This window comes from Spirosoma pollinicola, from assembly GCF_002831565.1.
In the GTDB taxonomy this organism is placed as follows: domain Bacteria; phylum Bacteroidota; class Bacteroidia; order Cytophagales; family Spirosomataceae; genus Spirosoma; species Spirosoma pollinicola.
Genome location: NZ_CP025096.1, coordinates 3,636,345 through 3,659,020 on the forward strand (window position 1 = coordinate 3,636,345; position 22,676 = coordinate 3,659,020).

The 22,676-nt window shown below is 48.6% G+C and carries 16 protein-coding genes; 6 read left to right on the plus strand and 10 right to left on the minus strand.

Annotation, left to right across the window (positions count from 1 at the left end):
* Positions 1-72: 72 nt before the first annotated feature.
* Both CWM47_RS15170 and CWM47_RS15175 read right to left on the minus strand, forming a co-directional pair.
* Entirely contained in the window at positions 73-543 is a 471-nt protein-coding gene (locus tag CWM47_RS15170) for an Lrp/AsnC family transcriptional regulator (protein WP_100988926.1), read from the minus strand.
* Positions 544-717: 174 nt separating this feature from the next.
* A complete protein-coding gene (locus CWM47_RS15175) occupies positions 718-1,011 on the minus strand; it encodes a TIGR03643 family protein (protein ID WP_100988928.1) in 294 nt (97 codons plus the stop codon).
* A gap of 299 nt (positions 1,012-1,310) precedes the next feature.
* On the opposite strand from CWM47_RS15175, the gene CWM47_RS15180 reads away from it, so the two are divergent.
* Positions 1,311-1,448 (plus strand): DUF2256 domain-containing protein, encoded by a 138-nt coding sequence (locus CWM47_RS15180; RefSeq protein ID WP_100993886.1) that lies wholly within the window; start codon positions 1,311-1,313, stop codon positions 1,446-1,448.
* A gap of 69 nt (positions 1,449-1,517) precedes the next feature.
* Positions 1,518-3,221 carry a glycoside hydrolase family 10 protein gene (locus CWM47_RS15185; protein ID WP_100988930.1) on the plus strand — a complete coding sequence of 568 codons (1,704 nt, stop codon included), beginning with the start codon at positions 1,518-1,520 and terminating at the stop codon, positions 3,219-3,221.
* Between the two features lie 2 nt (positions 3,222-3,223).
* Here CWM47_RS15185 and CWM47_RS15190 read toward each other — a convergent pair whose 3' ends face one another.
* A complete protein-coding gene (locus tag CWM47_RS15190) occupies positions 3,224-4,462 on the minus strand; it encodes a 4-hydroxy-3-methylbut-2-enyl diphosphate reductase (RefSeq protein WP_100988932.1) in 1,239 nt (412 codons plus the stop codon).
* A 248-nt stretch (positions 4,463-4,710) separates the two neighbouring features.
* Here CWM47_RS15190 and CWM47_RS15195 point away from each other — a divergent pair, with 248 nt between their 5' ends.
* Positions 4,711-5,184, plus strand: coding sequence for a flavin reductase family protein (locus tag CWM47_RS15195; protein WP_100988934.1), 474 nt, complete (start codon positions 4,711-4,713; stop codon positions 5,182-5,184).
* Positions 5,185-5,336: 152 nt separating this feature from the next.
* Positions 5,337-6,527: a hypothetical protein gene (locus CWM47_RS15200; RefSeq protein ID WP_240625913.1), complete on the plus strand. Its 1,191-nt coding sequence runs from the start codon at positions 5,337-5,339 to the stop codon at positions 6,525-6,527.
* A gap of 47 nt (positions 6,528-6,574) precedes the next feature.
* Here the strand turns inward: CWM47_RS15200 and CWM47_RS15205 are convergent, their stop codons facing one another.
* The 7 genes from CWM47_RS15205 to CWM47_RS15235 form a co-directional block, all read right to left on the minus strand.
* The gene (locus CWM47_RS15205; protein WP_100988938.1) at positions 6,575-8,098 is read right to left on the minus strand and encodes a GH3 auxin-responsive promoter family protein; all 1,524 of its coding nucleotides are present in this window, start codon (positions 8,096-8,098) and stop codon (positions 6,575-6,577) included.
* Between the two features lie 72 nt (positions 8,099-8,170).
* The gene (locus CWM47_RS15210; RefSeq protein ID WP_206170648.1) at positions 8,171-9,076 is read right to left on the minus strand and encodes a glycerophosphodiester phosphodiesterase family protein; all 906 of its coding nucleotides are present in this window, start codon (positions 9,074-9,076) and stop codon (positions 8,171-8,173) included.
* Between the two features lie 40 nt (positions 9,077-9,116).
* The gene (locus CWM47_RS15215; RefSeq protein WP_100988940.1) at positions 9,117-12,770 is read right to left on the minus strand and encodes a VCBS repeat-containing protein; all 3,654 of its coding nucleotides are present in this window, start codon (positions 12,768-12,770) and stop codon (positions 9,117-9,119) included.
* A gap of 84 nt (positions 12,771-12,854) precedes the next feature.
* Positions 12,855-14,390, minus strand: a complete 1,536-nt coding sequence (locus CWM47_RS15220; RefSeq protein WP_100988942.1) for a RagB/SusD family nutrient uptake outer membrane protein — start codon at positions 14,388-14,390, stop codon at positions 12,855-12,857.
* A gap of 24 nt (positions 14,391-14,414) precedes the next feature.
* Complete coding sequence (locus CWM47_RS15225) at positions 14,415-17,888, minus strand: SusC/RagA family TonB-linked outer membrane protein (RefSeq protein ID WP_100988944.1); 3,474 nt, start codon at positions 17,886-17,888, stop codon at positions 14,415-14,417.
* 18 nt (positions 17,889-17,906) lie between these two features.
* The gene (locus CWM47_RS15230) at positions 17,907-18,905 is read right to left on the minus strand and encodes a FecR family protein (RefSeq protein WP_100988946.1); all 999 of its coding nucleotides are present in this window, start codon (positions 18,903-18,905) and stop codon (positions 17,907-17,909) included.
* A 72-nt stretch (positions 18,906-18,977) separates the two neighbouring features.
* Positions 18,978-19,562 (minus strand): RNA polymerase sigma factor, encoded by a 585-nt coding sequence (locus CWM47_RS15235; RefSeq protein ID WP_100988948.1) that lies wholly within the window; start codon positions 19,560-19,562, stop codon positions 18,978-18,980.
* 179 nt (positions 19,563-19,741) lie between these two features.
* Here CWM47_RS15235 and CWM47_RS15240 point away from each other — a divergent pair, with 179 nt between their 5' ends.
* Positions 19,742-22,168, plus strand: a complete 2,427-nt coding sequence (locus CWM47_RS15240) for a penicillin acylase family protein (RefSeq protein WP_100993888.1) — start codon at positions 19,742-19,744, stop codon at positions 22,166-22,168.
* A 75-nt stretch (positions 22,169-22,243) separates the two neighbouring features.
* A complete protein-coding gene (locus tag CWM47_RS15245; RefSeq protein WP_100988950.1) occupies positions 22,244-22,606 on the plus strand; it encodes a hypothetical protein in 363 nt (120 codons plus the stop codon).
* Positions 22,607-22,676: the final 70 nt, after the last annotated feature.

Genomic DNA, 22,676 nt, shown 5'->3' on the forward strand with positions numbered 1-22,676 from the left:
GCATGTATGATGTATGATGTGTGATGTATTTTTATCGCATACACCCTATATCATACATCATACATGACATGGTCAAGGAATTGGAAGCACTTTGCTTTCCTTGAAGGTTGACATAATTACCATCGTCTGGGTGCTGGCGACTTCATCAATTTCATTGATAACGTCTAGCATCAACCCCTGATAGGACGAAATGTCTTTTGCGATAACTTTAAGGAGAAAATCGCCCGAACCTGTAATGTGGTGACACTCAATGATTTCGGGAATTTCGTTGACTTTTTCAACAAACGACATTGTGGTCTCCTTTTTGTGTCCTACAAGCGTAACCATCACGAAGGTTGTAACGCCAAGACCAATTTTTTCGCGGTTCAATTGAGCATGGTAGCTTTGAATAATGCCTGATGTTTCAAGCTTCTTCACGCGTTCGAGCGTTGGTGCTGGCGAAAGGCCTATTTCTTTGGAAAGCTGAGCATTGGTAATTTTAGCGTTGGCCTGGAGAATTTCTAATACGTTCCGATCTATCTGATCTAATTTCTGGCTCGACATAAATGATGCAGTCTGTTAATACTGTGTTACAGGATGGTGCAAAGCTACCATCTTTTGAAATAGAAAATTCTTTAAACTTATTGGATTCTTGCAAAAAACAGAACAAATAGTACTAAACCTGTTTGAATGCGGCACAAAATTAAGTATATTCTATTAGTTGCCAAATTAGAAAATTTATCGTTTACTTAGTTTGTTCACGGATATAATTCGTTGTTGAGCCGATTTGAATCGGGCATTATCAACCGCCGATAACACTGTGTGCTTGGTTGATCGACCCTGTACACGCTCACGCCACCGGCGCCATGATGCTGGTTTCAGTTCCCGGCGCATTAGCTCGATAACTGCCTGTTCCGACAACCCGAATTGTGCTTCGATAGCCTCGAAGGGTGTACGGTCTTCCCAGGCCATCTCAATAACACGGTCAATATCTATATCTGTCAGGGATAAACTTGTTGTTGTTGTTTTCATATATATTAAACTGAAAATGAAGCAAACAGTTGGCTGTCTTTTGTAGAAATACTTCGTGAACTGATTGATTTTCAGACTCAGCTAACATTTTTGAATAGCTATCAATCAAGTAACAATATTCGCGCTACTTTCTTTATTTGAATGAGTCATCAATAAATGGCCAATGCTTCTGCATATGTGTAGCCATATCAAGAGGCCCGTAAGTTGAGAACATAACGCAAAAACAAGGGTATTTCAGTTCAAAACGTACGTGTTCTGAAAAACTTGTTCACAACACAACTTGTTGTTTCCCTATGAAAATGCGTAAAAAGTCGGATTTGCCGACAAAAATTTGCCCTGTTTGTAACCGTCCTTTTAGCTGGCGTAAGAAATGGGAGCGCGATTGGGATGCTGTTATTTACTGTAGTGACGCTTGCCGGACTCTGGCAAAAAAATAGAATTGACGTTGAGTTCGGCTAAGGTATGAGCTACTATCGTTAATTTTGGCAGTTAACCCATTGTGTCAAATGCGTCTGATTGCCTACTGTTGCCTATTCCTTATCATTCTACTCAGCGACGGCTGCCGGCAGACTAAACCTGTCGTTGCGCAAAAGCCTGCTGCCAGGCCGAACCGACCTGTTGCGGTTGTTCCGCCGAAACCCAAGCCAGTTGTTGTCAGGCCTGCTACGCCGAAACCCCTTACACCGAAGGTTGTAATAGCGCCGGTACCGTCTGATACCATTCCCTACGACGAAATAATTGACTTAACGCCTGCGCCACCTAAACGCGAATTTCGGGCGGTGTGGATTGCTACGGTTACCAATATTGATTGGCCAAGTAAAAAAGGGTTGCCTGTTGCCGATCAGCAGCGCGAAATCCTGGCGATGTTCGATCAGCATCAGCAGATGGGGCTCAATGCTGTTGTTGTACAGGTGCGATCTGCCGCCGATGCCTTCTATGCCCGTGGGTCAGAGCCCTGGTCGGAGTGGTTAACGGGGCAGCAGGGCCTGGCGCCGGAGCCATTTTATGATCCGCTTGAATTTATGATTGAGGAGGCACATCAGCGTGGACTGGAGTTTCATGCCTGGTTCAACCTCGATCGTGCTGCGTTCAGCAAGACAGCGAGTATCGCCCCAACAAACATTGTGAACCGGAAACCGGAATGGATGTTGAATTATGGCGGAAAAAAACTTTTTAATCTGGGTATTCCCGCTGTTCGCTCCTACATAGCGGGGATCGTGGCGAATGTGGTGCGTGAATACGATGTCGACGGTATTCACTTCGACGATTATTTTTATCCCTATGCCGAACCGGGTCAGGTCTTGCGGGATGACAGCACCTATAAAGCAACCTTCAATGGAATGAATAAGGCCGATTGGCGACGCGATAATGTAACGAAACTCGTTACCGAACTCCGCGATTCCATTCGGGCGAATAAGCCATGGGTTAAGTTTGGCATTAGCCCATTCGGCATCTGGAAAAATAAGAGCAATGACCCAGAAGGCTCCGCTACCAACGGGGGACAATCGTATTATGAAATTTACGCTGATACGCGCAAATGGGTTCGTGAGGGGTTGATTGATTACATTGTCCCGCAGGTTTATTTTAGTTCTGAATTTAGCAGAGTACCTTATAAAACACTGGTAGAGTGGTGGACTCGCAATTGTGGCGACAACTGCCACTTGTACATCGGGCATGGCGCTTATCGGGTTGGGCGTGGCTCTGAACGTGATCCGGGTTGGTGGCGGCCTACGGAGTTTCCTTCCCAAATGCGGTATAACCGCCAGCAGCAGGCGGTAAAAGGGAGCGTTTTCTTTAGTGCTAAGAACTTGCAAACCAACCCACTGTCAATCAGAGACTCGCTTCAGACAAACTTCTATCGTCATCCGGCACTCGTGCCAACAATGAAATGGCTGGATAGTATTCCACCCTTACCGCCCCGCGATTTGAAGGCAGCCATAGTGCCTGAAGGCATAGAACTATTCTGGCAGCAATCGGCCGACGCAGCGGATGGCGATGGCGCTAATTCATACGTTATTTATCGCTTTGAAGGACGACGCCCCCGCTTACTTACAAATGATCCTCGTTTCATACTTGGGCAATGTATGGGCGAATCGGCCACGCGCTTTGTTGATAAAACAGCCGATCCCCAAAAGAAGTACGTTTATGTGGTAACAGCCCTCGACCGGCTACAAAACGAGAGTCGGGAAGTTGTTATAAAAGTGCATTAACCTTAGTGTGAAAATTCTTGCACTACTTCCTCAACACGACGGGCATCAGGAAAAAAACTAACAAGCTTGAGCAGAATGCCCTCTACAACGGCATCAGGGCAAGATGCTCCACAGGTTAGTAACACGGTGACCGGGTTGGTAGCTGAGCCATCAGGGATAAAGTTCTCAGTCACGATTTCCTGTTTTGTATGGCCGTTGAAATGCCGTATCAATTTATCAGACAGTATTTTTTGTTCTGATTCAATAAAATACGTGGGTAGCTTTTCTTCGCAAAGTTCAACGATGTGCGAGGTATTGGAGGAGTTATACCCACCAGCTACAATGGCAAAATCGGCGGGATAATTCAATAGGGCGTATGTCGCATCCTGATTATCGTTGGTGGCGTAACAAAGTGTATCGCGCGTATTGGCAAAATGAGCATCAATGGTAGCAGGCGTCAGCGCATACTTCTCCGTCATCACTTGCTTAAGGAAGTCGGCAATGCTCTGTGTATCAGAAGCAAGCATGGTCGTTTGGTTCACAACACCAATGCGCTGCAAGTCGCGGTTTGTGTCGAACCCGAGGGAATACTGACCGTCAAACTCAGTATAGAATTGCTCCGAGGGTAACTCGCCTGTTATATATTTCGCCAGTCGCTGCGTTTGGGACATGTCTTTGACCACAACTGTAGGAGCGGCTTCTTTACTATGCGAAAACGTAGCACGCGTTTCTTCATGACTCGGTTTGCCGTGTACAATAACCGTGTAGTCTTTTTGACCAATCTGGGTGGCCTTATTCCATACTTTTTCGACAAATGGGCAGGTGGTATCGTACTTCTCAATATCCAATCCCAGCGTCGATAACTGTTTTTGCGTTTCGAGCGTCGTACCGAAGGCCGGAATAATCACGACGTCTTCGGGTGCCAGAGCCGACCACGGAATAAGTTGCCGCCCGCTGGTGTCCATAATAAACCGCACCCCTCTGTCCTGCAAATCGGCATTGACATCGGGATTATGAATCATTTCGCTGAGCAGAAAAATTCGCTTACCAGGATTTTCGGCAATGGCTTTATAGGCAATCTCAACCGCATTTTCGACGCCGTAGCAAAAGCCAAAATGCCGGGCAATTAAAAATCTGATTGGACCAAAATCGAGCAGAGTAGGGGTAAAGTCACGTTTTAATTTATCGCGCTTCCGCCGAAATTCTTTCAGTGGTGTGATTATACTGCTGCGGTAGTATTCTGGTATGTCGAACGATTTCATTGCCTGGACTCAATAATAAACACTTACTAAAGAACAGAAGTATAAAACGCTTCGTTCGATGCAAAGTTAATGCCATAGCTCTGGTTCTGTAGCATGGAGTGATACTCCGTGCAGTCGAAGGCTAACATTTTTTGAGCTACAGATTAGCCTTCGGCTGCACGGAGTACCACTCCATGCTACAGAAATAAATGCTACAGAACTTTGTGTACTTTCACGTTCTTGGGCTTAACAAACCTAGTTATCACCTCATGCCTAAAAGACTGCTGAAATACAAAGACTACGACGTACATAGTGTTACGACGGTTGCCAATGGGAAACAGAATGCCAACATTGTTACTTGGGTTACGCAAACGGACATGGGCGGTAACGTACTGGCTGTAGCGCTGTATAAAGTCGATTATACAATTGAACTGGTTCGGGAGAGCGGGATTCTCAATGTAAATCTACTGGCAACAGACCAGACGCGCTTGATTCGCAAACTCGGCCAGCAATCGGGCCGGGCGCGGGATAAGTTTAAAAACCTGCCTCATGCGCTCGATGAGCGCGGTTGTCCGTATCTGACCGAAGCTGTTGGCTTTATTCAGTGTTGCGTTATGCATAGCACCGACGCGGGTGATCATGAGTTGTTTATCTGCGAAGTGCTGACACAAGTCGTGCTCAACCCCGAGAAAACCGTAATGACAAATTCTTTTCTGAAAGCTAATAAGCTGATACGGGGGTGAATCGGGATTTATTATATTTGGATGAATGTGTTTTGACTTTCCTCACACCAATTCATCCCTTTATGACGAATGCTGCTGTTGCTCCAGCCAACTCATGGTCCCTGGAGCAAAAATTACTCTTTCGCTTTGGGTGTATCTACCTTCTACTATACATGTCGCCCTGGACGTGGCTCGGCGATATTCCGCTGCTAAATCTGATTGGGGAGTATTATGGCATTGCTGAGAACTGGCTTGTTACGCAGGCAAATGCCTCCGTTTTCCATGTAAAAGACGTACTCGTTCCACTAAATGGCAGTGGAGATACCTCATATGGCTACGCGCAGCTGTGTTTTTTTCTGTTGATCGCCACTATTGGCGCAGTTATCTGGACAATTTTCGATCGACGTACTAATTACAATACCGCATATTACTGGTTGTTGGTCGTGCTCCGGTATTACGTCGCTATGGTCGCGCTACGGTACGGTATCATCAAGCTTTTCGGGCAGCAGATGATCTTTCCGTCTATGAGCGCGCTGGCTACTCCGCTGGGCGATTTGTTGCCCATGCGTTTCTCATGGTATTTTATTGGGTACTCAACGCCCTATCAGTTTTTTTCGGGCGCTGTTGAGGTCACGGCTGGTTTACTGCTGTTGTTTTGGCGCACCAGTACATTGGGCGCTTTTGTGGCTGCAAGTGTATTCCTCAATGTAATGATGATGAACCTGTGCTATGATATTCCCGTCAAGCTATTCTCCATCCACTTGTTTCTGTTCAGTAATTTATTACTCATTGGCGATGCGAAGCGACTGCTTGCATTCTTCATTTTCAACAAGCCAGCAGGGCCCGCCACTCGTCTGGTGCTGCCCAGACAATGGATGCGAACGACGCAGACAGCATTGAAAGTTGCCTTTGCGGGCTTATTTCTGATACTTCCACTATATGGATTTTTTAAGGATATAAGGGAAACGAATGGTTCATCCGCTCCGAAGAAATTAACTACCGGCTTTTTTTCGGTCGATAACTTTCAGGGCACTACGATAGATAGCTTACGCTGGAAAGATGTTGTTTTTGAAGCAACTAACTCGGGGAGTATTCAAACGGCTGATACGCTGTTTCGCCAACGATATCGACGTGGCTATTTTAGCTACACACTTGATTCACTTCGCCATACGCTGGCGTTCAAAAAGTTTGCCGACGATACGATACCCATTTTCACAATGGCCTATACTATACCAGACACGAATCATATTGTACTGCGTGGAAAAGTTAGAAATGACTCTGTTGTCGTAGCGCTAACGCGTCAGAGACGCCATTTTCAACTGGCCGAACGCCAATTTCACTGGCTTTCAGAAGCGAACAGGTGAAATAAAAAGAATGTCGGCTGTGGTAAACTGGGGTTGAGTTTGCATACCTATAATTCGAGCACCTTTCCCAGAATATCATCCAGATATTCCCGTGAGTTAGCTAAGCGGGGCACTTTATGTTGCCCGCCCACTTTACCGCGCTGCTTCATCCAGGCATAAAACGTGCCCGGTGGAACAACATGAACACGCGGTCGTTTCAATACCATGTCGTTATAACGTTTGGCGTCGTAGTCGGAGTTGATCTGCCGGAGGGTTTCATCCAGAATCTGGTTAAAACGCTGCCGATTATCCGGCTCCTGGGCAAATTCAATAACCCATTCATGACAGCCATTGGCTCCGTTACTCATATAATGCGGCCCGGCTGTGTAATCAGTTATCACGGCTCCGGTTGCTTCACAGGCTTGTGTAATGGCCGTTTCGGCGTTTTCAACGATTACTTCTTCGCCAAATGCATTGATAAAATGCTTGGTTCGACCGCTCACTTTCAGTCGGTGCGGATATAACGACGTAAACCGAACCGTGTCGCCTACTTTGTAGCGCCAGAGCCCGCCGTTGGTCGAGACGATGAGCGCATAATTTTTATCTAATTCGACTTCGTCGATAGTTAATGCTTTGGGGAATGGCTGATCGGCTTCGTGGATGGGCACAAACTCGTAGAAAATACCATAGTCCAGCATGAGGAGCATTTCGCCAACGCGCGTCATGTCATCCTGAATAGCAAAAAATCCTTCCGATGCATTATAAACTTCCTGATACCGAACCGCTTTTGATGGAAAAACATGGTGCTGGAATAGCTCCCGGTAAGGCTGAAAATTGACAGCCCCGTGCATCATCACTTCAAAATTGGGCCATACTTCCAGAATATTCGATTTGCCCGTATGAGCTAAAATTTTGTCAATCAACACCATGCCCCAGGTTGGCGTACCAAGCATACTGGTCACGTTTTCCTGCGACGTAATCTCGGCCATCCGCTCCAGCTTGGATTCCCATTCGTCCATCAGCGCGACCTGAATGGATGGTGTACGAATGTACTGTGCCCAACTAGGCAAATTGGTCATAACCACCGCCGACACATCGCCAGCCGCGCTGTTATTACCGTATGGATTTGCGTGAAGGCTACCACCTATTGACAGTCCTTTCCCTTCGAACGCCCGACTGTCAGGGTTGTTGGCGATGTACAGGGCCATCATGTCTTTGCCGCCTTTGAAATGACTTTCGTCCAGCGACTCGGTCGTAACGGGAATAAACTTGCTTCGGGCATTTGTGGTACCCGACGACTTGGCAAACCACCGGACAGGCGATGGCCAAAGCACCTTGCTTTCCCCTTTCATGACCCGCTCAATGTAAGGAAACAGGTCTTCGTAGCTGGAAACCGGAACCTGCTGCTGGAAATCCCGAATGCTTTGAATGGACTTATACGCGTGTTTTTTGCCCCACTCTGTTCGGCAACCAGCTCGGATTAATTGCGTGAAGACTTTCTGCTGCACCGACCCGGGCTGCTGCATCATTGCCTCGATGCGCGGCAATCGCCGTTGCAGGAGCCATTTGAGCGTGGTATTTAGAACAGTCATGGAGGCTAAAATAACATAAACTAACCGAAATGAACAGGTTAGGGATAAAAACGCAATTTCAAACGGTAGGTTTTATAATCCGTTTGCACGGTCCGGATAATCAGTAATCAGGCCATCGACACCCCATTCTTTCAGGCGTTTCATGTCGTCACGCTGGTTAACTGTCCACGGAATAACTTTAATACCCTGCTCATGAAGTTTAGTGATTTTACTTTGGCCAAGCAGTCGAAAATTAGGACTATATATATTGGGTTTGAAACCAAGCTCTTCCAGATTTTTTTCCGGACTGCGTAGGTTTTCGACCAATGCCGATAAGCGCACGTTGAGATATTGACCTTCAGTCATTCCCTTCTTCCATTGTTTTAATACAGCAAAATCAAAACTTTGAATAACGATTCGGTCTGCATTAACACGTTCTGCAGAAAGTTGTTTTTTTAATACGGCTTGTACAAGTTCACAAAACTCGGCTGGTTCGGGCTGGCTTTTATTATACTCCGAAGGCTCGCTTTTGATTTCGATGTTATATGAAAAGGAGGGGAGATTCTTTGCTTTTCGATACGCTTCGGCCTGTTCAATCACTTCGCTCAGAAGGGGTTTGTAAACCTTAAGCCGCTGCTGTTCTGGGTAGGCTGCATTCCCATTCGAGCCAACATCGTAGCGCTTGATCTCGGCGTAATCCATCTGGTAAAGGACCAGATTTTTCTGTTCTTTTTTATCAACCGGTAGGCCATTGGGCGCAATACTGAAGGCGGCATTGAAATAGGGTTCATGCGAAACCACTACTTGCCGATCCTTGCTGATCACCACATCCATTTCAAGGGTATTGACGCCAATATCAAGTGCTTTCAGGAATGCAGGAACTGTATTTTCGGGCATCAGTCCCCGGCAGCCTCGATGTCCTTCCAAGTCGAATGCGGGCGAATCTGATTGAATGAAAGCAACATGAGCCATGAAAATCAGAACGAGTAGAAAGCGCATAGGTTAACTAGAAAATGCTGCCAAAAGTACAATTTCTTTTTTAGTCACGATTTTTTTCTACAGTCCGGGAAGATTGCGACAAATACCCACTTCCGTAAGTAAGCTCTGTCTTTCGTTTTTTTTCTTTCGATAACTGTATAAGTTGTAAATCAGCTGTTTTTACGCGTTTATACGTTATCGTGGCGGCTGTTTCCCTGAATACCCGCAAAGCGCCGTTGTTCTGCGTTGCCACGTAATAGAGCTGGCCATTGGCTAGAAGAACAGTGGACAGTGCTTTTGCGTCGCCATCGACAACAAAGCCAGAGTTCGCTGGTGTAGTCGTCTTGAAATGGCCTCTTCCGTCTCCCAGCAGGCATAAACCTAAGCCTGCATCCTGCCAGCCCGATAGGACTTCGGTTGCATAATCATTGCCTACGAGTAGCACATCTAAATTTCCGTCATGATTGATATCTATAACCGAACTGCCAAAAACGGGCGAAAACTGAGCTTCGATAGGTAAAGCATGCACAACAAATTCGCCTGCCCGGTTCTCGATATAGGCCGACGAACAATAAGTAGCCCGCTTGATCAGGGACTGTTGCTGCTCATCGGCCGATAGTAAGTTGGCTAGGGTTGTTTTACCATAGGCGGCATAGGATGTCATCTTCTTTTTGAAGGACGGAATCTGATCGGTCAGAACATCGCGGGGGTGAAATGGGTACTCGACGCCACCATTGAAAAAAGTTAGGATCGGGTCCAGTGTACCGTTTTTATCATAGTCAGCCGCATAAATCGATACGGGTTGCGTTGTTGAAGCCTGCAATCGGCAGTTCAGCCCCAGATTGCCCGCTATGTAATCCATATCGCCATCGTTGTCAAAATCGCCCGCCGACAGACTGTTCCAGAAGCCTGTCGAACTGGCCAGCGCGGGAGAATTTACGCTCGTGAACCGACGCCCCTGCTGATTTTTGAATAGAGTAACGGGCATAAACTCGCCAGCCAGCATCAAATCGGGCCAACTATCGTTGTCGACATCTGTCCAGAGTGCTGCGCAAATTAAACCCGCCTGCGACAGACCGGGTGCTATTTGGTCCGTTACATCCGTAAAATGAACCACCCCTGCCCGACTATCATTGCGCAGTAAATAGCTTCGGGCCGGTTCCGGGTACCGTTGCGGAACGATGCGCCCACTCACAAACAGATCCAAATCGCCATCGTGGTCGAAGTCGGTGGCAATAACGCACGAGCCACTGGACATCGTGTTCGGGAGGGCCGTTGGCGAGGATCGGAAATTCCCTTTGCCATCATTCAGGTACAGGCTGTCCTGACAGGCGGCTTCGTCTTTACCAAATTCTGTGCTGCCATGAACGGCATACAGATCGAGGTCGCCGTCGAGGTCGGCGTCAAATAATAGAACGCCGGTTTCTTCAGGCTTTTTGGTTGGTCGGTCTTTCCGTCGGAATGCCGCACCACGGAATGCCGCACCACGGAATGGCGAGCCAGAGAATGCCGCATCAGGGAATGTAGATTGTGCGGCCTTTAAGTTTTCCTGTTGTAAAAAAAATGTGCCGCCTTTGTATGCGCTTCCGGCGATGTAGATGTCGTCCAGTCCGTTGCCATCCACATCACCAACAGCTAACCCCGGCCCAATTTGCGAATGCTTATGGGAAAGTAGTGTTTGTTGTGCTTTATAGTCAACAAAATCATCCTCCTGATGATGAAAGCTAAGCCCGCTCAAGGAGGGTGAAACTTCGGTCAATAAAGGTGCTTCAACTGTCTGCATAGACAGGAATGTGTGTGGCTGCGGGGTTGCTTTCTGCTCCGCTACTGTTAGGGTTTGGTTAGGTGTTATGTTTCGAATAAGTTGACCGTTACCGTTTGGCCAAACTATTTTTAGTGAATCAATTCGTTTAGCAACACCTAGCCCAATGTGTATACCCGATGCCATCGTGGATTGATATCCTCGTTGTCGGGTATATTCAGTGTAATGTACTTGGCCACCTGTCCAAACGGCAACTCTGGCTCCCAACCCTTCCAGATTGCCGGGATTACCCTCTAAGTTTATCCTTAAGAAATGACTGGCTGACGAGTCCACTGCGTTTTCGACGGTTCTGTTTCGGTAGATGAATGCAGGATCGTTGATGTTGTTCATCACCAGGTCCAAATCACCATCGTTGTCAAAATCGGCGTAGGCGGTACCATTGGTAAAGGAGGGTTCAGTAAGGCCCCATTCGCTGGCAACGTTGGTAAAATGAAGGTCACCTGAGTTGTGAAAGAGGAAATTTGGTTTGTAAACGGGTTCCAGATCAACGATTCGTTTCAGCAGTTGAGCGCGTCGGTCTGCATCGGTGCCAAAGGTACCGCCATCGCGATTGTAGCTGGTAAAGTCGAGGTCGGTGATGTCTTTACGATAGCCATTCGTAATCAGTAAATCCCGAAATCCATCGTTATCTAAGTCGGAGAAGAGAGCGCTCCAACTCCAGTCGGTTGCTGCTGTTCCGGCCAGATAACCTATATCGGAGAAGAGGGGGAGAGAAGGGGAAGATGGGGACGAAAGGGAGGTGGGGGATGAAAGGGTGGAGGTTGTGAACCCTCTGTTCAATTGAAGGACATTACGAATGTACTGCGGCTGGTAGCCAAGCCGACGGGCCATCTGAAAGCGGTCGTAGGGGATGGTCGAGAACATGGTTTTCTGCCGAAGATTATCATCCGGCAGCATATCGACAACGGCGATGTCGTTCAGGCCGTCATTGTTAATGTCGGCCATGTCCATACCCATGCTGTTGTGGCTCTGATGTTTCAGGGATTCGGCAATGCGGTTGCGAAATGTGCCATCCTGGTTATTGATTAGCCAGACATCATTCGATTGAAAGTCATTGGCCACATACACATCCGGCCAGCCATCCTGATTCACATCGTTGACAAGAACACCCAGGCCCCAGCCTTCGTGCAGCAGGCCCGCCTGATCCGAAACATTGGTGAAATGAATTCCCTCAATTCCTAAAGGGGGCGCCTTAGCTGGCGTTATTACCCCTTTTGGGCGATGAGGACTATCGTTGCGAAATAATTTATCCTGACTTCGTGCGGAGCCGTTATTCCGGGGACCAATGACGTTATTTCTGTTGAAGTTTTCGAGGGCGTTGGTCAATAAGAAAACATCCAGATCGCCATCCCTGTCGTAATCCAGAAAGGTGGCCTGCGTGGAGTAACTCGAATCTGCCAGCCCGACAGCCTGTGCCGACTCCACAAAATGGGGTAGGCCATTGGCGTCGTTCCCCGTGTTAATAAAGAGAAGGTTGGGTACAGCCCGATCGCGGTCTGGATGAATAGTTGACACATAAATATCCTGCCGTCCATCCTGATTAATATCAGCTACGGCTACGCCCGTACACCAGTATCTTGTGCCAACGCCCGCTGAATCGGTAACGTCCTGAAATTTGAAATCACCTTTATTCAGATACATCCGACTTGACACCTGATTACCGGCAAAAAATACATCGGGCAGACCATCGCCGTTGAAATCACCTACGCCAACGCCACTACCATTGTAGATATACTCGAACTCAAGTACATTCAGTGAGTCGCTTTCGGTAATGGTATTGGCAAAGGTAATGCCTGTTTCAGAGGCTTTCAATTGCTCAAATCGAGTGGGCGTATGCCTACAGCCAACCAGTGTGAGGGTAAGTAAACCGGTCAGTCCGAGTAAGTGATGCATAGTTGAAATATAGACAAAATCCCCGTCTGGCAGTAAAGCCGTACGGGGATTTTTATTTCAGATTAGGTTGGTAATACTGTGTTCTTAATACCCTGGATTCTGATCCTGCTGGGACAATTTGCTATTGTTATCCAACTCCTGTTGCGGAATTGGGATTAACTCCTGTTTGCCTTTTACGAAATACGGGAGAGGATCCGTCTGGAATTTATTTTGTGCCCGCCAGCGTAGAATATCCCGGTTGCGAATTTGCTCTCCAGCTTGCTCAACCCGCTTTTCGTGCATAACAGCCCGCAACACTTCAGCTTTGCTGCTGACCGGATAGTTGGCGGTTGGATAGGCGGGCATGGCTACACTTTTTCGTGCCCGAACCTGATTGAGCAACGCAATCGCGTTGGCACTGTTGCCGGTTTCATTCTCCGTTTCGGCCATCATGAGTAACACTTCTGCGTACCGAATTAGCCGCATATTGATACCCGACGTGTAAAAGGTTTCGTTGTTTTTATACATGGCTGTATACTTCCGCCAGCTAACTTTCTGCGTCACTCCATTTACGACGGAGGTGTTGCCCTGTACCTGCGATTCGCCAAGGGTGTTGAGGCCGTTATTGTAGGTGTCGCCGATGAAATAGAAATTGAACTTTAGGCGAGGGTCCGTTTTGGTATCGCCCTTGGCGGTGCGTTCGTATTCGTTGAGCAATCCGTCAGACGGAATCAGGTTGCGCCAGCCAATGGCCGAATACTCCTGACTGCGGGTCATGGTTTCATTGGCTCCATTATCGTTGCCGTCGCCATCCCAGTTGAAGTCGCCAATTTTCGAGAAGCCGATCTCGAAAATTGATTCAGAATTAAATTCGGTCTCTTCAATAAAGTTATCCAGGTATTCATCGGTCAGCTTGTACAAGCCCGAGCTAATGACTGCCTGGAGTTGTGTCTTCGCACTCGCATAATCCCCTTTTTGCATATAAACACGTGCCAACAGGGCCTGAGCAGCGGCTTTTGTTGCCCGGCCGAGGTCGGCACCAGTAGCCGTAGCGGGCAGATCGGCCTGAATCGCCAGCAAATCGGTTGTCAACAGAGTGTAAATATCACTGACCGGCGATTTTGCTTTTGTTCCATCAACTTCGGTTACGTAGTCGGTATATAAAGGGACCGCGCCCCAGAACGTTGTCAGATCAAAGTAAGCCATTGCCCGCAGGAATTTGGCTTCGCCAACAATTCGCTTTGCCAGCGTCGGGTTATCCGTAACGGACGGACCATTATCAATGACCACGTTGGCGCGGTGAATAACCCGATAAAGGCCGTTCCAGACCGAGAAGGCAACCCCGTTTCCTGGATTTTGGGCACCAATCAAAATCTGGTTGCGCGGTGCTTCCAACTGGCCCCCGCCCGAAGCCACATCATCGGAGCGGAGGTCTTGCAGGAAGAACCACTCGCGGCCGGTAAGGTTGGCGCTTTGCCAAACGGCATAAACAGAATTGACTCCCTTGAGTAACTCCGATGAGGTTTTATAGTAATTCGCTGTAATGACCTGATTGGGGTTCACTTTGTCGAGGCTGCTGGTGCTGCATCCGAAGAAAAGCCCCAGTGCCACAATACCCGTGGTCCAGAATGTAGATTTCATAATGACGTTGTTTATAAATGTTTCTTAAAAACCAATTTGTAGCCCGACCATGAATGTGCGAGCCTGCGGGAACTGGCCATAGTCAATCCCATTTGTCAGCGTTGGGTTGGTGTTGCTGGTGCGCGAACCAACTTCGGGGTCATAGCCTGTATATTTCGTAAACGTCAGCAGGTTGGTTGAGGCTACATAAACCCGCGCTCGGCTCAGTGTACCGCGAGAGAACGACTGCAACGCACCCGCTGGTACAGAATAACCGATGCTCAGGTTTTTTAACCGCAAATAAGACCCATCTTCAATGAACCGGTCCGATGTGCGCGAATTACCGTTGGGATCTCCATCGACCGCGCGCGGTACATCGGTGTTGGTATTGGTCGGTGTCCAGGCACGTAGCACATCCGTTCCGGCGTTGAACAGCCGTAACATGCCCTGCTCAATTACTTTCACGCCGTTATAAATTTTGTTGCCCTGCACACCCTGAAAAAACAGAGACATGTCGAAACCCCGGTAGTTGGCAGATAGGTTCAGTCCGTACGTGAATTTCGGCAGGAAGCTGCCCAGATTGACCCGGTCATTGGCGTCAATCTTGCCATTGCCATCGGTGTCCACAAAGCGAAGGTCGCCGGGTTTGGCATTGTCCTGTGTAGGGGCCGATTTGACCTCATCCGAATTCTGGAAAATACCCGCCACGCGCCAGCCATAGAAGTATTGAATCGGCTGGCCAGCCTCGGTGCGGGTAATGTCGAATCCGCCGTAATCGGCATTGGCACCGTTGAGGAGGGGAGAAACGGTTGGCCCAAGACTCAGCACTTTGTTTGTAATAAAACTAATGTTACCCGACGCATTAAAGCGGAAAGCACCTTTCGTTTTATTATACCCCAATTGCATTTCTACGCCATTGTTGCGCATGCTGCCCACATTCACAATGGGCGATTGTGAGTAGCCGATGGATGGCGCAATGGGCTGATTCAGAATCAGTCCATCCGTATTACGCTGATAGACTTCAGCCGAGAGGGTAATGCTGTTGTTGAACAATCCCAAATCCAATCCCACATTACTCATTTTGGTGACCTCCCAACGCAGGTCGGTATTACCCAGCCGGTCGAAGTACGTTCCCTGCGACCGGTCGCCACCCAGGATAGCGTTGGTATTCTGGGAGACTGCTACCTGCCACGAATAATCGCCAATGCCGTTGAAGCCCATTGTACCGTAGCTGGCACGGAGTTTCAACTCCGAAACAGCGGGTACATTCTTCAGGAAAGCCTCTTCGCTGATCCGCCAGCCCGCCGATACCGATGGGAAATTACCCCATTTGTTGCCGGGTGCAAAGCGGGAAGAACCATCCCGCCGGAACGACGCGCCTAGTAAGTACTTGCCCGCATATTCGTAATTCAGCCTGCCCAGATAAGAGAGCAAAACGTTTTGTGAGCGTGTCCCCGTTAGGCCCGCACTGGTGCTAATGACAGCGCTCAGCTCGCGGATGGTGTTTGATGCCGCCTGGCCCGTACCGATTATTTCAAGCGTATTTCCCGCCTGCCGTTCGGCCACTGCCACTACATTGAGGCTATGTTTCCCAAAGGTTTTTTCGTAGGTCAACTGGTTCGAAATCAGGGGCGATGCATACGAGTAGCGGTCTTCAGAAAGACTGGCCAGCGCACGGGCGTTGAAACTTTCGCTATAGATCGGCAAAAATGAAAACGTGCGGGCCGTTACATAGTCGATACCACCCCGCAGCCGGTACGTCAGCCCGTCAATGATTTTTACATCGACATAGGCACTGCCCAGAATTTTCATACGTTGCGTGTTGCTTTGATCCTGTAATGCAGCACGTACCGGGTTTTGTGGGTCCGAACCGTCGGAGCCGTCCGGGCCACGATAGCCACCTAGCAGCGTAGGGTCTTCGATGGGCATGTAAGGCGTCATGCGAATCATGTTTTGTACCTGTGTCCGGCCACCAGCGCTTACTTCGTTGAGTTTATCATCGTACGAAATAGTGAGCGTTTGACCGAACGAAAAGCGCTTGCTAATGGTATGGTCGGAGTTAATACGGAAGTTGCCCCGCTTATAACCCGTGCCTTGCATAATGCCTTGCTGATTGAAATACCCGACCGATGAATAGAAGCGCGACCGCTCGTTGCCGCCAGACAACTGCACGCTGTGCTGGGTGATAGGAGCGGCCCTGAATACGGCCTTTTGCCAGTCGGTATCTGTTTGTGCATACGTTTGGGTTGATCCGGCGTAGATAGGTTGATTCAAGTTGCCGAAGCGTGTTGGAATTGGCTGGCCAGCGTTGGTACGCAGGGCTGTTCCATATTGAATATACTCGTCGCGGTTGAGCAGGTCAAGCTGCCGCCAGGCACTTTGCGTACCAACGTAGCCATCGTAGCTGACATGCAGTTTGCCGTCGCCGGTTCCTTTTTTTGTTGTCACGATGATAACGCCATTGGCCGCCCGTGACCCGTAAATAGCCGCCGAGGATGCGTCTTTCAAAACATCGACAGACTCAATATCACGGGTGTCGAAGTTGTTCAGATCACTCGTGGGGAAACCGTCAATTACATAAAGCGGGTTAGCGGCATAGTTGATCGAACCAATTCCCCGAATTCGTACGATTGGTGTTTCGCCAGGTGATCCATTACTAACTACCGTTACACCGGGCACACGCCCCTGAATGGCCTGTTCGACACTCGGTACGGGCAATTGTGTTACTTCCTGGGCTGATACCGACGAAATAGCCCCCGTTACAGACGCCCGTTTTTGCGTGCCGTAGCCTACAACAACCACTTCGCTAATGGATTTGACATCGTCGAGAAGTGTGACATTAATCCGGCTGCGGTTGGCCACAGCTACCTCCTGCGAGGCATATCCCACAAAGCTAAAGACCAGTACGGCGTTGTCTGGTGCGTTCAGACTGTACTCGCCCGCTACATTGGTGGTTGTTCCGCGTGTAGTACCCTTTACCACCACGCTAACCCCCGGAATACCCTGTCCGGCTTTATCCAGCACCCTGCCATTAATGTCGGCCAGCGGCTGCGTTGATGTCATTGACCAGCCAATTCGTTCCAGTTTGTCGATGGTTCGATTGGGTAAGCTTACGGATTCGGTCGACTGATCGGTGGCAGCTTGTGTTTCGATCTTTTCGATTTTACGAAAAAGCCGCGTGTTCTTTTCCTTCGTCGATACAATAGCGTAGAATTTGGACTGTACTTTCCGATACGTTAAGCTTGACCCACTCAACAGGTTAGTCAGCTCTGTTTCCAGATTTCGATTGTGCTGGTTAACCATCACCACCTTCGTATTAACCAGATTGGTTGGGTAGATGAACGAGACACTATAGTATTGTTCAAGTTCACCTAATGCACTTTTCAGCGTAATTAAACGTGTATCAGCAGGCTGATTCTGATGGGTAAAATGCTTGTTGCTTGAGGCTATAAGCTGCCCTCGAACGGGTAAAATGCCCGCCAGCAGCAACGTTCCAAGCGCAATTAGTTGTTTCGTCATGGTTACCAAGAGGTTGAGTTATTGAATGATGATTCGATTTGATTGTTGAGTAATATGTAAGTCAAATAAGGTAGCCAGCCCGTCTAGGATGGTTTGCATGGACTGGTTTGGGATCGTTCCGGATAGTGTTTGGCGCTGCAAATCAGGGTCAGCGATAATCACTTTTACACCGTATGTATCTTCCAGCATTTGTGCAACTTCCTGCAACGTTGTGCCATCGAACGTTAGCTTACCGGTTTGCCAAGCCGACTGTGCCGCTGCGTCAACGTGTTTGCGGTAGTACACTTTCGCCTTTACGTCGGCATAAAACAGATCGCCGGGTTGCATAACCAGTTTTTGTTTCGCCTGGTCTCCCACATCAAGCCGTATTTTGCCATTGTTCAGCACCACTTTTGCCCGGTTTGCTCGTGCCATCACGTTAAATTGAGTACCCAGCACTTCGATATTGAGCTTATTGGGTAAGTGAACCACAAAGCGCTCGTGATTACGCTGGTGCGTTACCCGAAAGAACCCTTCGCCATCCATCCAGACTTCACGGGTTTGATGGGTAGCCCAACGAGGAGCATAACGAAGGTGGCTATTGCCATTAAGCGTCACCGTCGAACCATCGGGTAAGGTTAGGGAAGCCATCTTGCCGAAAGCGGTCCTATAGACCAGATCTTTGGGATATAATTGCTGATAACCCCAAAAAGCACTTGCGGCTAACAAAACGAACCCAATCAGGACGGCGGCCCAGCGCATTGGCTGAGCATACCAGTTTGCTTGCCGAACCGGGACGTCAATAAAGGGCAGGGGAGGTTCCATACGCTTACGGATAGCCGAAAGCAGTTGGTCGGGGTCGGGAGCCGAACTATTGGGAGGGGCATGCCAATCGGCTTTGCCGAGCTGCGCATCGAGCCGATGGGTCAGGTATGTCAGCCCATCTTCGGTAGTTAACCAGTCCAATACCCGCCGGGCTTCGGCAGGCGTAACCTGATTATCAAAATAGCGTTTGAGTAACTGTTCCGTGATGGGCATAGAAAAGCATTTTGCTTACTATACACCACCCGTAGATGAAAGTATTATTGGAAACGGAAAAATAATTCAGGATTAACTACAAAAAGTAGCGACAATTAAAATCATAGCTTCTATACCTGCGTGCTGGCGTAAGTAGTCACGGAGAAATCGGCAGGCGTGGTAGTATTGTACCTTGACCGTATTAATGGAAATCTGAAGTTTTGATGCCACCTCTTCATTCGATAAACCCTCTTCAGATCGCAGCGTAAACACCAATCGCCGTTGGGCAGAAAGCTTACGAAGGCCATCTTGAAGAACAGAGCTATATTCGTTCAACAGGAGGGTCTCTTCGGTTGTTGTATCGGTCTCTGTTTGCGTAACCTGATGGCTCATATGCCGTAGAATAGTCCGTTTGTTAGCGCGAATGCTGTTTAAGACCTGGTGCCGCATGGCGGTTGCCAGGTAATTTCTAACCGACTGCAATTCGTCTAACTGAGCTCGATAGGTCCACAATTTCAGGTATACTTCCTGGAGGGCATCTTCAGCTAGAGCCGGGTCTTTTACATACTGAATGGCAATACTATATAGATAATGGTAATACCGCCGAAACAAGGTTTCGAACGCTACTTCGTCGTTTTGTTTTAACCGAAGTGTTAATTCATTATCCGTCAGTTCCATGGTGTTCGTTGCGCAAGAACCAGCCAACGATCTTAATCGAAATGAAATTCGATTCGCCGTTATTGACAAATTTAAAAAAGAATTGTCCTAAACAGGGAAATAATACTTTTTATTTGCTGGATGCCTTAGTAAACTTGCATTACGTGGGTTTATAATCTTTTCCGTTGCTTGTTCTCATCATGCGTTATACGAAGGCAATAGCTGTTTCGCTATTTACATTAGTACTTGTTTGGGCGTTAAATCGCTCGTGGGGCAGCATTCCGGCCTTCGGTCCATTATTAAGTCCTTTTATTGGATTCTGGCAAAATGCTGAGTCTGTAAACAATGCCGATGAAGAAATCACGCTGAACGGAACCAAAGCCCCCGTGACGGTTATCTTCGATGACTTAGCCATTCCACACGTTTTTGCCCAGAATGACGCCGATGCTTATTTCGCGCAGGGCTACCTTACGGCCCGCGACCGGCTTTGGCAAATGGAATTCCAGACCCATGCTGCTGCCGGGCGGGTTTCTGAACTGGTTGGCGATAAAGCACTGGAATTGGACCGTTACAACCGACACCTTGGCATGGGCTTCGGTGCCGAACGGGCAGTGAAAGAAATGATGAAAGATCCGCGATCCCGCGAATCGGTCGAGGCTTACACCGCTGGTATCAATGCCTACATCAAGCAACTGTCTCCCGCCAACTATCCGCTCGAGTACAAATTGCTGGGTTACGCGCCTGAACCCTGGCAACCCATCAAGTGTGCATACTTTCTAAAATATATGTCGGGCGTTCTGGCACTGGGAGCCGACGACCTGAACATGAGCAACGTGCTGAAAAAGGTTGGCCCTGCCGTTACATCCGATCTCTTTCCTGATTATCCATTTCGTGAAGACCCTATCATACCGACCGGAACAAAGTGGGATTTTTCTCCGGTGAAAGTCCCGACTGTTCCAGCCAACGTCTTTCCAGACACGAAGCCGCTGGCCATGAACTGGCCGGAACATGACCCCGCCATTGGCAGTAATAACTGGGCGGTTGGTCCACAGAAATCAGCAACGGGCTATCCTATTCTGGCTAATGACCCGCACCTGACGCTTAGTTTGCCATCTATCTGGTATCAGATTCAGCTGGTCACGCCAACCATGAACGTATATGGAGCCTCGATGCCTGGTTCGCCGGGGGTTATTATTGGCTTTAATAAACAGGTCGCCTGGGGTGTTACCAACGTTGGGGCTGATGTGCTTGATTTCTACCAGATTCGATTTAAAGATACTTCTAAGCAAGAATACTGGCACGACAACCGCTGGAAACCGGTAAGTCGTCGGCTGGAAGTCATTAAAGTGAAAGGCAAGCCCGATGTGGTCGATACCGTGCTTTATACGCATCACGGACCCATTATGTATGAGGTAGGCCAGAAACCGTTTGCCAAAAATGTACCGGTGGGCTATGCCGCTCGTTGGATTGCGCATGAAGCATCTAATGATTTCCTGACATACTATTTACTGGATCGCGCCAAGAACCACGACGATTACCGCAAGGCCTTGTCTTTTTACGGGGCTCCGGCTCAGAACTTCGTTTTTGCTGACGTAGCCAAGGACATTGCGATCTCGCCAAACGGCCGTTTCCCGCTTAAATGGAAAGACCAGGGTAAGTTTCTGCTGGACGGTACCAATCCCGCTCACGACTGGCAGGGCTGGATTCCGGCGGCACAGAATCCGCACGTAAAAAATCCGCCCAGAGGTTTTGTTAGCTCAGCTAACCAGTCATCTACCGATCCCACCTATCCGTATTATATCAACTGGCAATTTGCCCCCGCTGAACGGGGCACCCGAATCAATCAACGGTTGACGGCTATGCAAAAAGCTACGCCTGATAGTCTGCGCATGTTACAAAATGACAACCTGAATCTGCGGGCAGCTAATGCACTTCCTGTCTTTTTACCTTACATACAGGAGAAAGGCTTATCGGGCGAGCAGGCAAAGGCGTTGGGTATCATGAAGAAATGGCGGTACAACCATGATGTAGCCGAAACCGCACCCACCATTTTTACAGAATGGATGCGTCAGTACATGGATGGTGTCTGGAAAGATGATTTTCCGAGCAACGATACAACTACGCTGCGTTACCCAAGTTTTGACCGGACCCTTCAACTGTCCGAAAAAGAGCCAAACGCGAACTGGTTCGATGATGTAACGACGCCCGCTCATGAGACGATTGGCAGCGTATTGACGCAAAGTTTTCAATCGGCGGTTGATTCGTTAACCCGGCAGCACGGACCAATAGGAACTGCCTGGCAATGGGGGAGCCACAAAGCGACCAAAATTGGTCATTTGGCCCGTCTGGATGCGCTCAGTGCGCTAAACGTTCAAATTGGGGGTGGGGCGGGTATTGTTAACGCCACGACCGAGCGTACCGGCCCATCGTGGCGAATGGTCGTGGCATTGGGACCAACACCTAAAGCCTACGGTGTATACCCTGGCGGGCAGTCGGGTAATCCGGGTAGTCCTTATTATTTGAACATGCTTGAAACCTGGCGTACCGGTCAGCTTAATGAACTGCTGTTTTTGCAAACACCGCAGGACAAAAATGCACGCATCAAGCGAAGACTCACATTGAAATAACCTCGCTGGTCGGTTTCTGATAGGAAGCTGTAGGTATAACAGTATAAAAGCGGCTTTACGGCTGTATTAGACACGATGATTGAAATTATTCTGATTGCGATTCTCAGCTTGTTAGCCCAACTCGTTTTGCCCTGGTGGAGTCTGGCCATCGTAGCTTTCGTTATTTGTTTCTGGCGTAGCTCACGGGCAGGACAGTCGTTTTTTGCCGGGTTTTATGGGGTGGCTTTAGTCTGGCTGATTTATGCCATTTTCCTTCATTCACGTACCGATGGAGTTTTTATGGGGCGGATGAGCGAACTGCTCTTCAAAACGAACAGCGCTGTTCTTCCTGAACTCGTGACAGCCATCGTTGGTGGTCTGGTAGGTGGACTTGCTGGCTTGTCCGGTTACTTTGTCAGGCAAGCTACCGGAAATCAGCCGCAAAAGCGTACAGCCTGAAGGGCTGACTCATAATTCGATAAATCCCCTACCTTTGTGGTATAAACTGATAACTAACTGATTCGTTTCC

Bases quoted from the DNA above. Each gene is read 5' to 3' on its own strand.
- CWM47_RS15170 (WP_100988926.1), bottom strand. From the start codon at position 543: ATGTCGAGCCAGAAATTAGATCAGATAGATCGGAACGTATTAGAAATT.
- CWM47_RS15175 (WP_100988928.1), bottom strand. From the start codon at position 1,011: ATGAAAACAACAACAACAAGTTTATCCCTGACAGATATAGATATTGAC.
- CWM47_RS15180 (WP_100993886.1), top strand. From the start codon at position 1,311: ATGCGTAAAAAGTCGGATTTGCCGACAAAAATTTGCCCTGTTTGTAAC.
- CWM47_RS15185 (WP_100988930.1), top strand. From the start codon at position 1,518: ATGCGTCTGATTGCCTACTGTTGCCTATTCCTTATCATTCTACTCAGC.
- CWM47_RS15190 (WP_100988932.1), bottom strand. From the start codon at position 4,462: ATGAAATCGTTCGACATACCAGAATACTACCGCAGCAGTATAATCACA.
- CWM47_RS15195 (WP_100988934.1), top strand. From the start codon at position 4,711: ATGCCTAAAAGACTGCTGAAATACAAAGACTACGACGTACATAGTGTT.
- CWM47_RS15200 (WP_240625913.1), top strand. From the start codon at position 5,337: ATGTCGCCCTGGACGTGGCTCGGCGATATTCCGCTGCTAAATCTGATT.
- CWM47_RS15205 (WP_100988938.1), bottom strand. From the start codon at position 8,098: ATGACTGTTCTAAATACCACGCTCAAATGGCTCCTGCAACGGCGATTG.
- CWM47_RS15210 (WP_206170648.1), bottom strand. From the start codon at position 9,076: ATGCGCTTTCTACTCGTTCTGATTTTCATGGCTCATGTTGCTTTCATT.
- CWM47_RS15215 (WP_100988940.1), bottom strand. From the start codon at position 12,770: ATGCATCACTTACTCGGACTGACCGGTTTACTTACCCTCACACTGGTT.
- CWM47_RS15220 (WP_100988942.1), bottom strand. From the start codon at position 14,390: ATGAAATCTACATTCTGGACCACGGGTATTGTGGCACTGGGGCTTTTC.
- CWM47_RS15225 (WP_100988944.1), bottom strand. From the start codon at position 17,888: ATGACGAAACAACTAATTGCGCTTGGAACGTTGCTGCTGGCGGGCATT.
- CWM47_RS15230 (WP_100988946.1), bottom strand. From the start codon at position 18,905: ATGCCCATCACGGAACAGTTACTCAAACGCTATTTTGATAATCAGGTT.
- CWM47_RS15235 (WP_100988948.1), bottom strand. From the start codon at position 19,562: ATGGAACTGACGGATAATGAATTAACACTTCGGTTAAAACAAAACGAC.
- CWM47_RS15240 (WP_100993888.1), top strand. From the start codon at position 19,742: ATGCGTTATACGAAGGCAATAGCTGTTTCGCTATTTACATTAGTACTT.
- CWM47_RS15245 (WP_100988950.1), top strand. From the start codon at position 22,244: ATGATTGAAATTATTCTGATTGCGATTCTCAGCTTGTTAGCCCAACTC.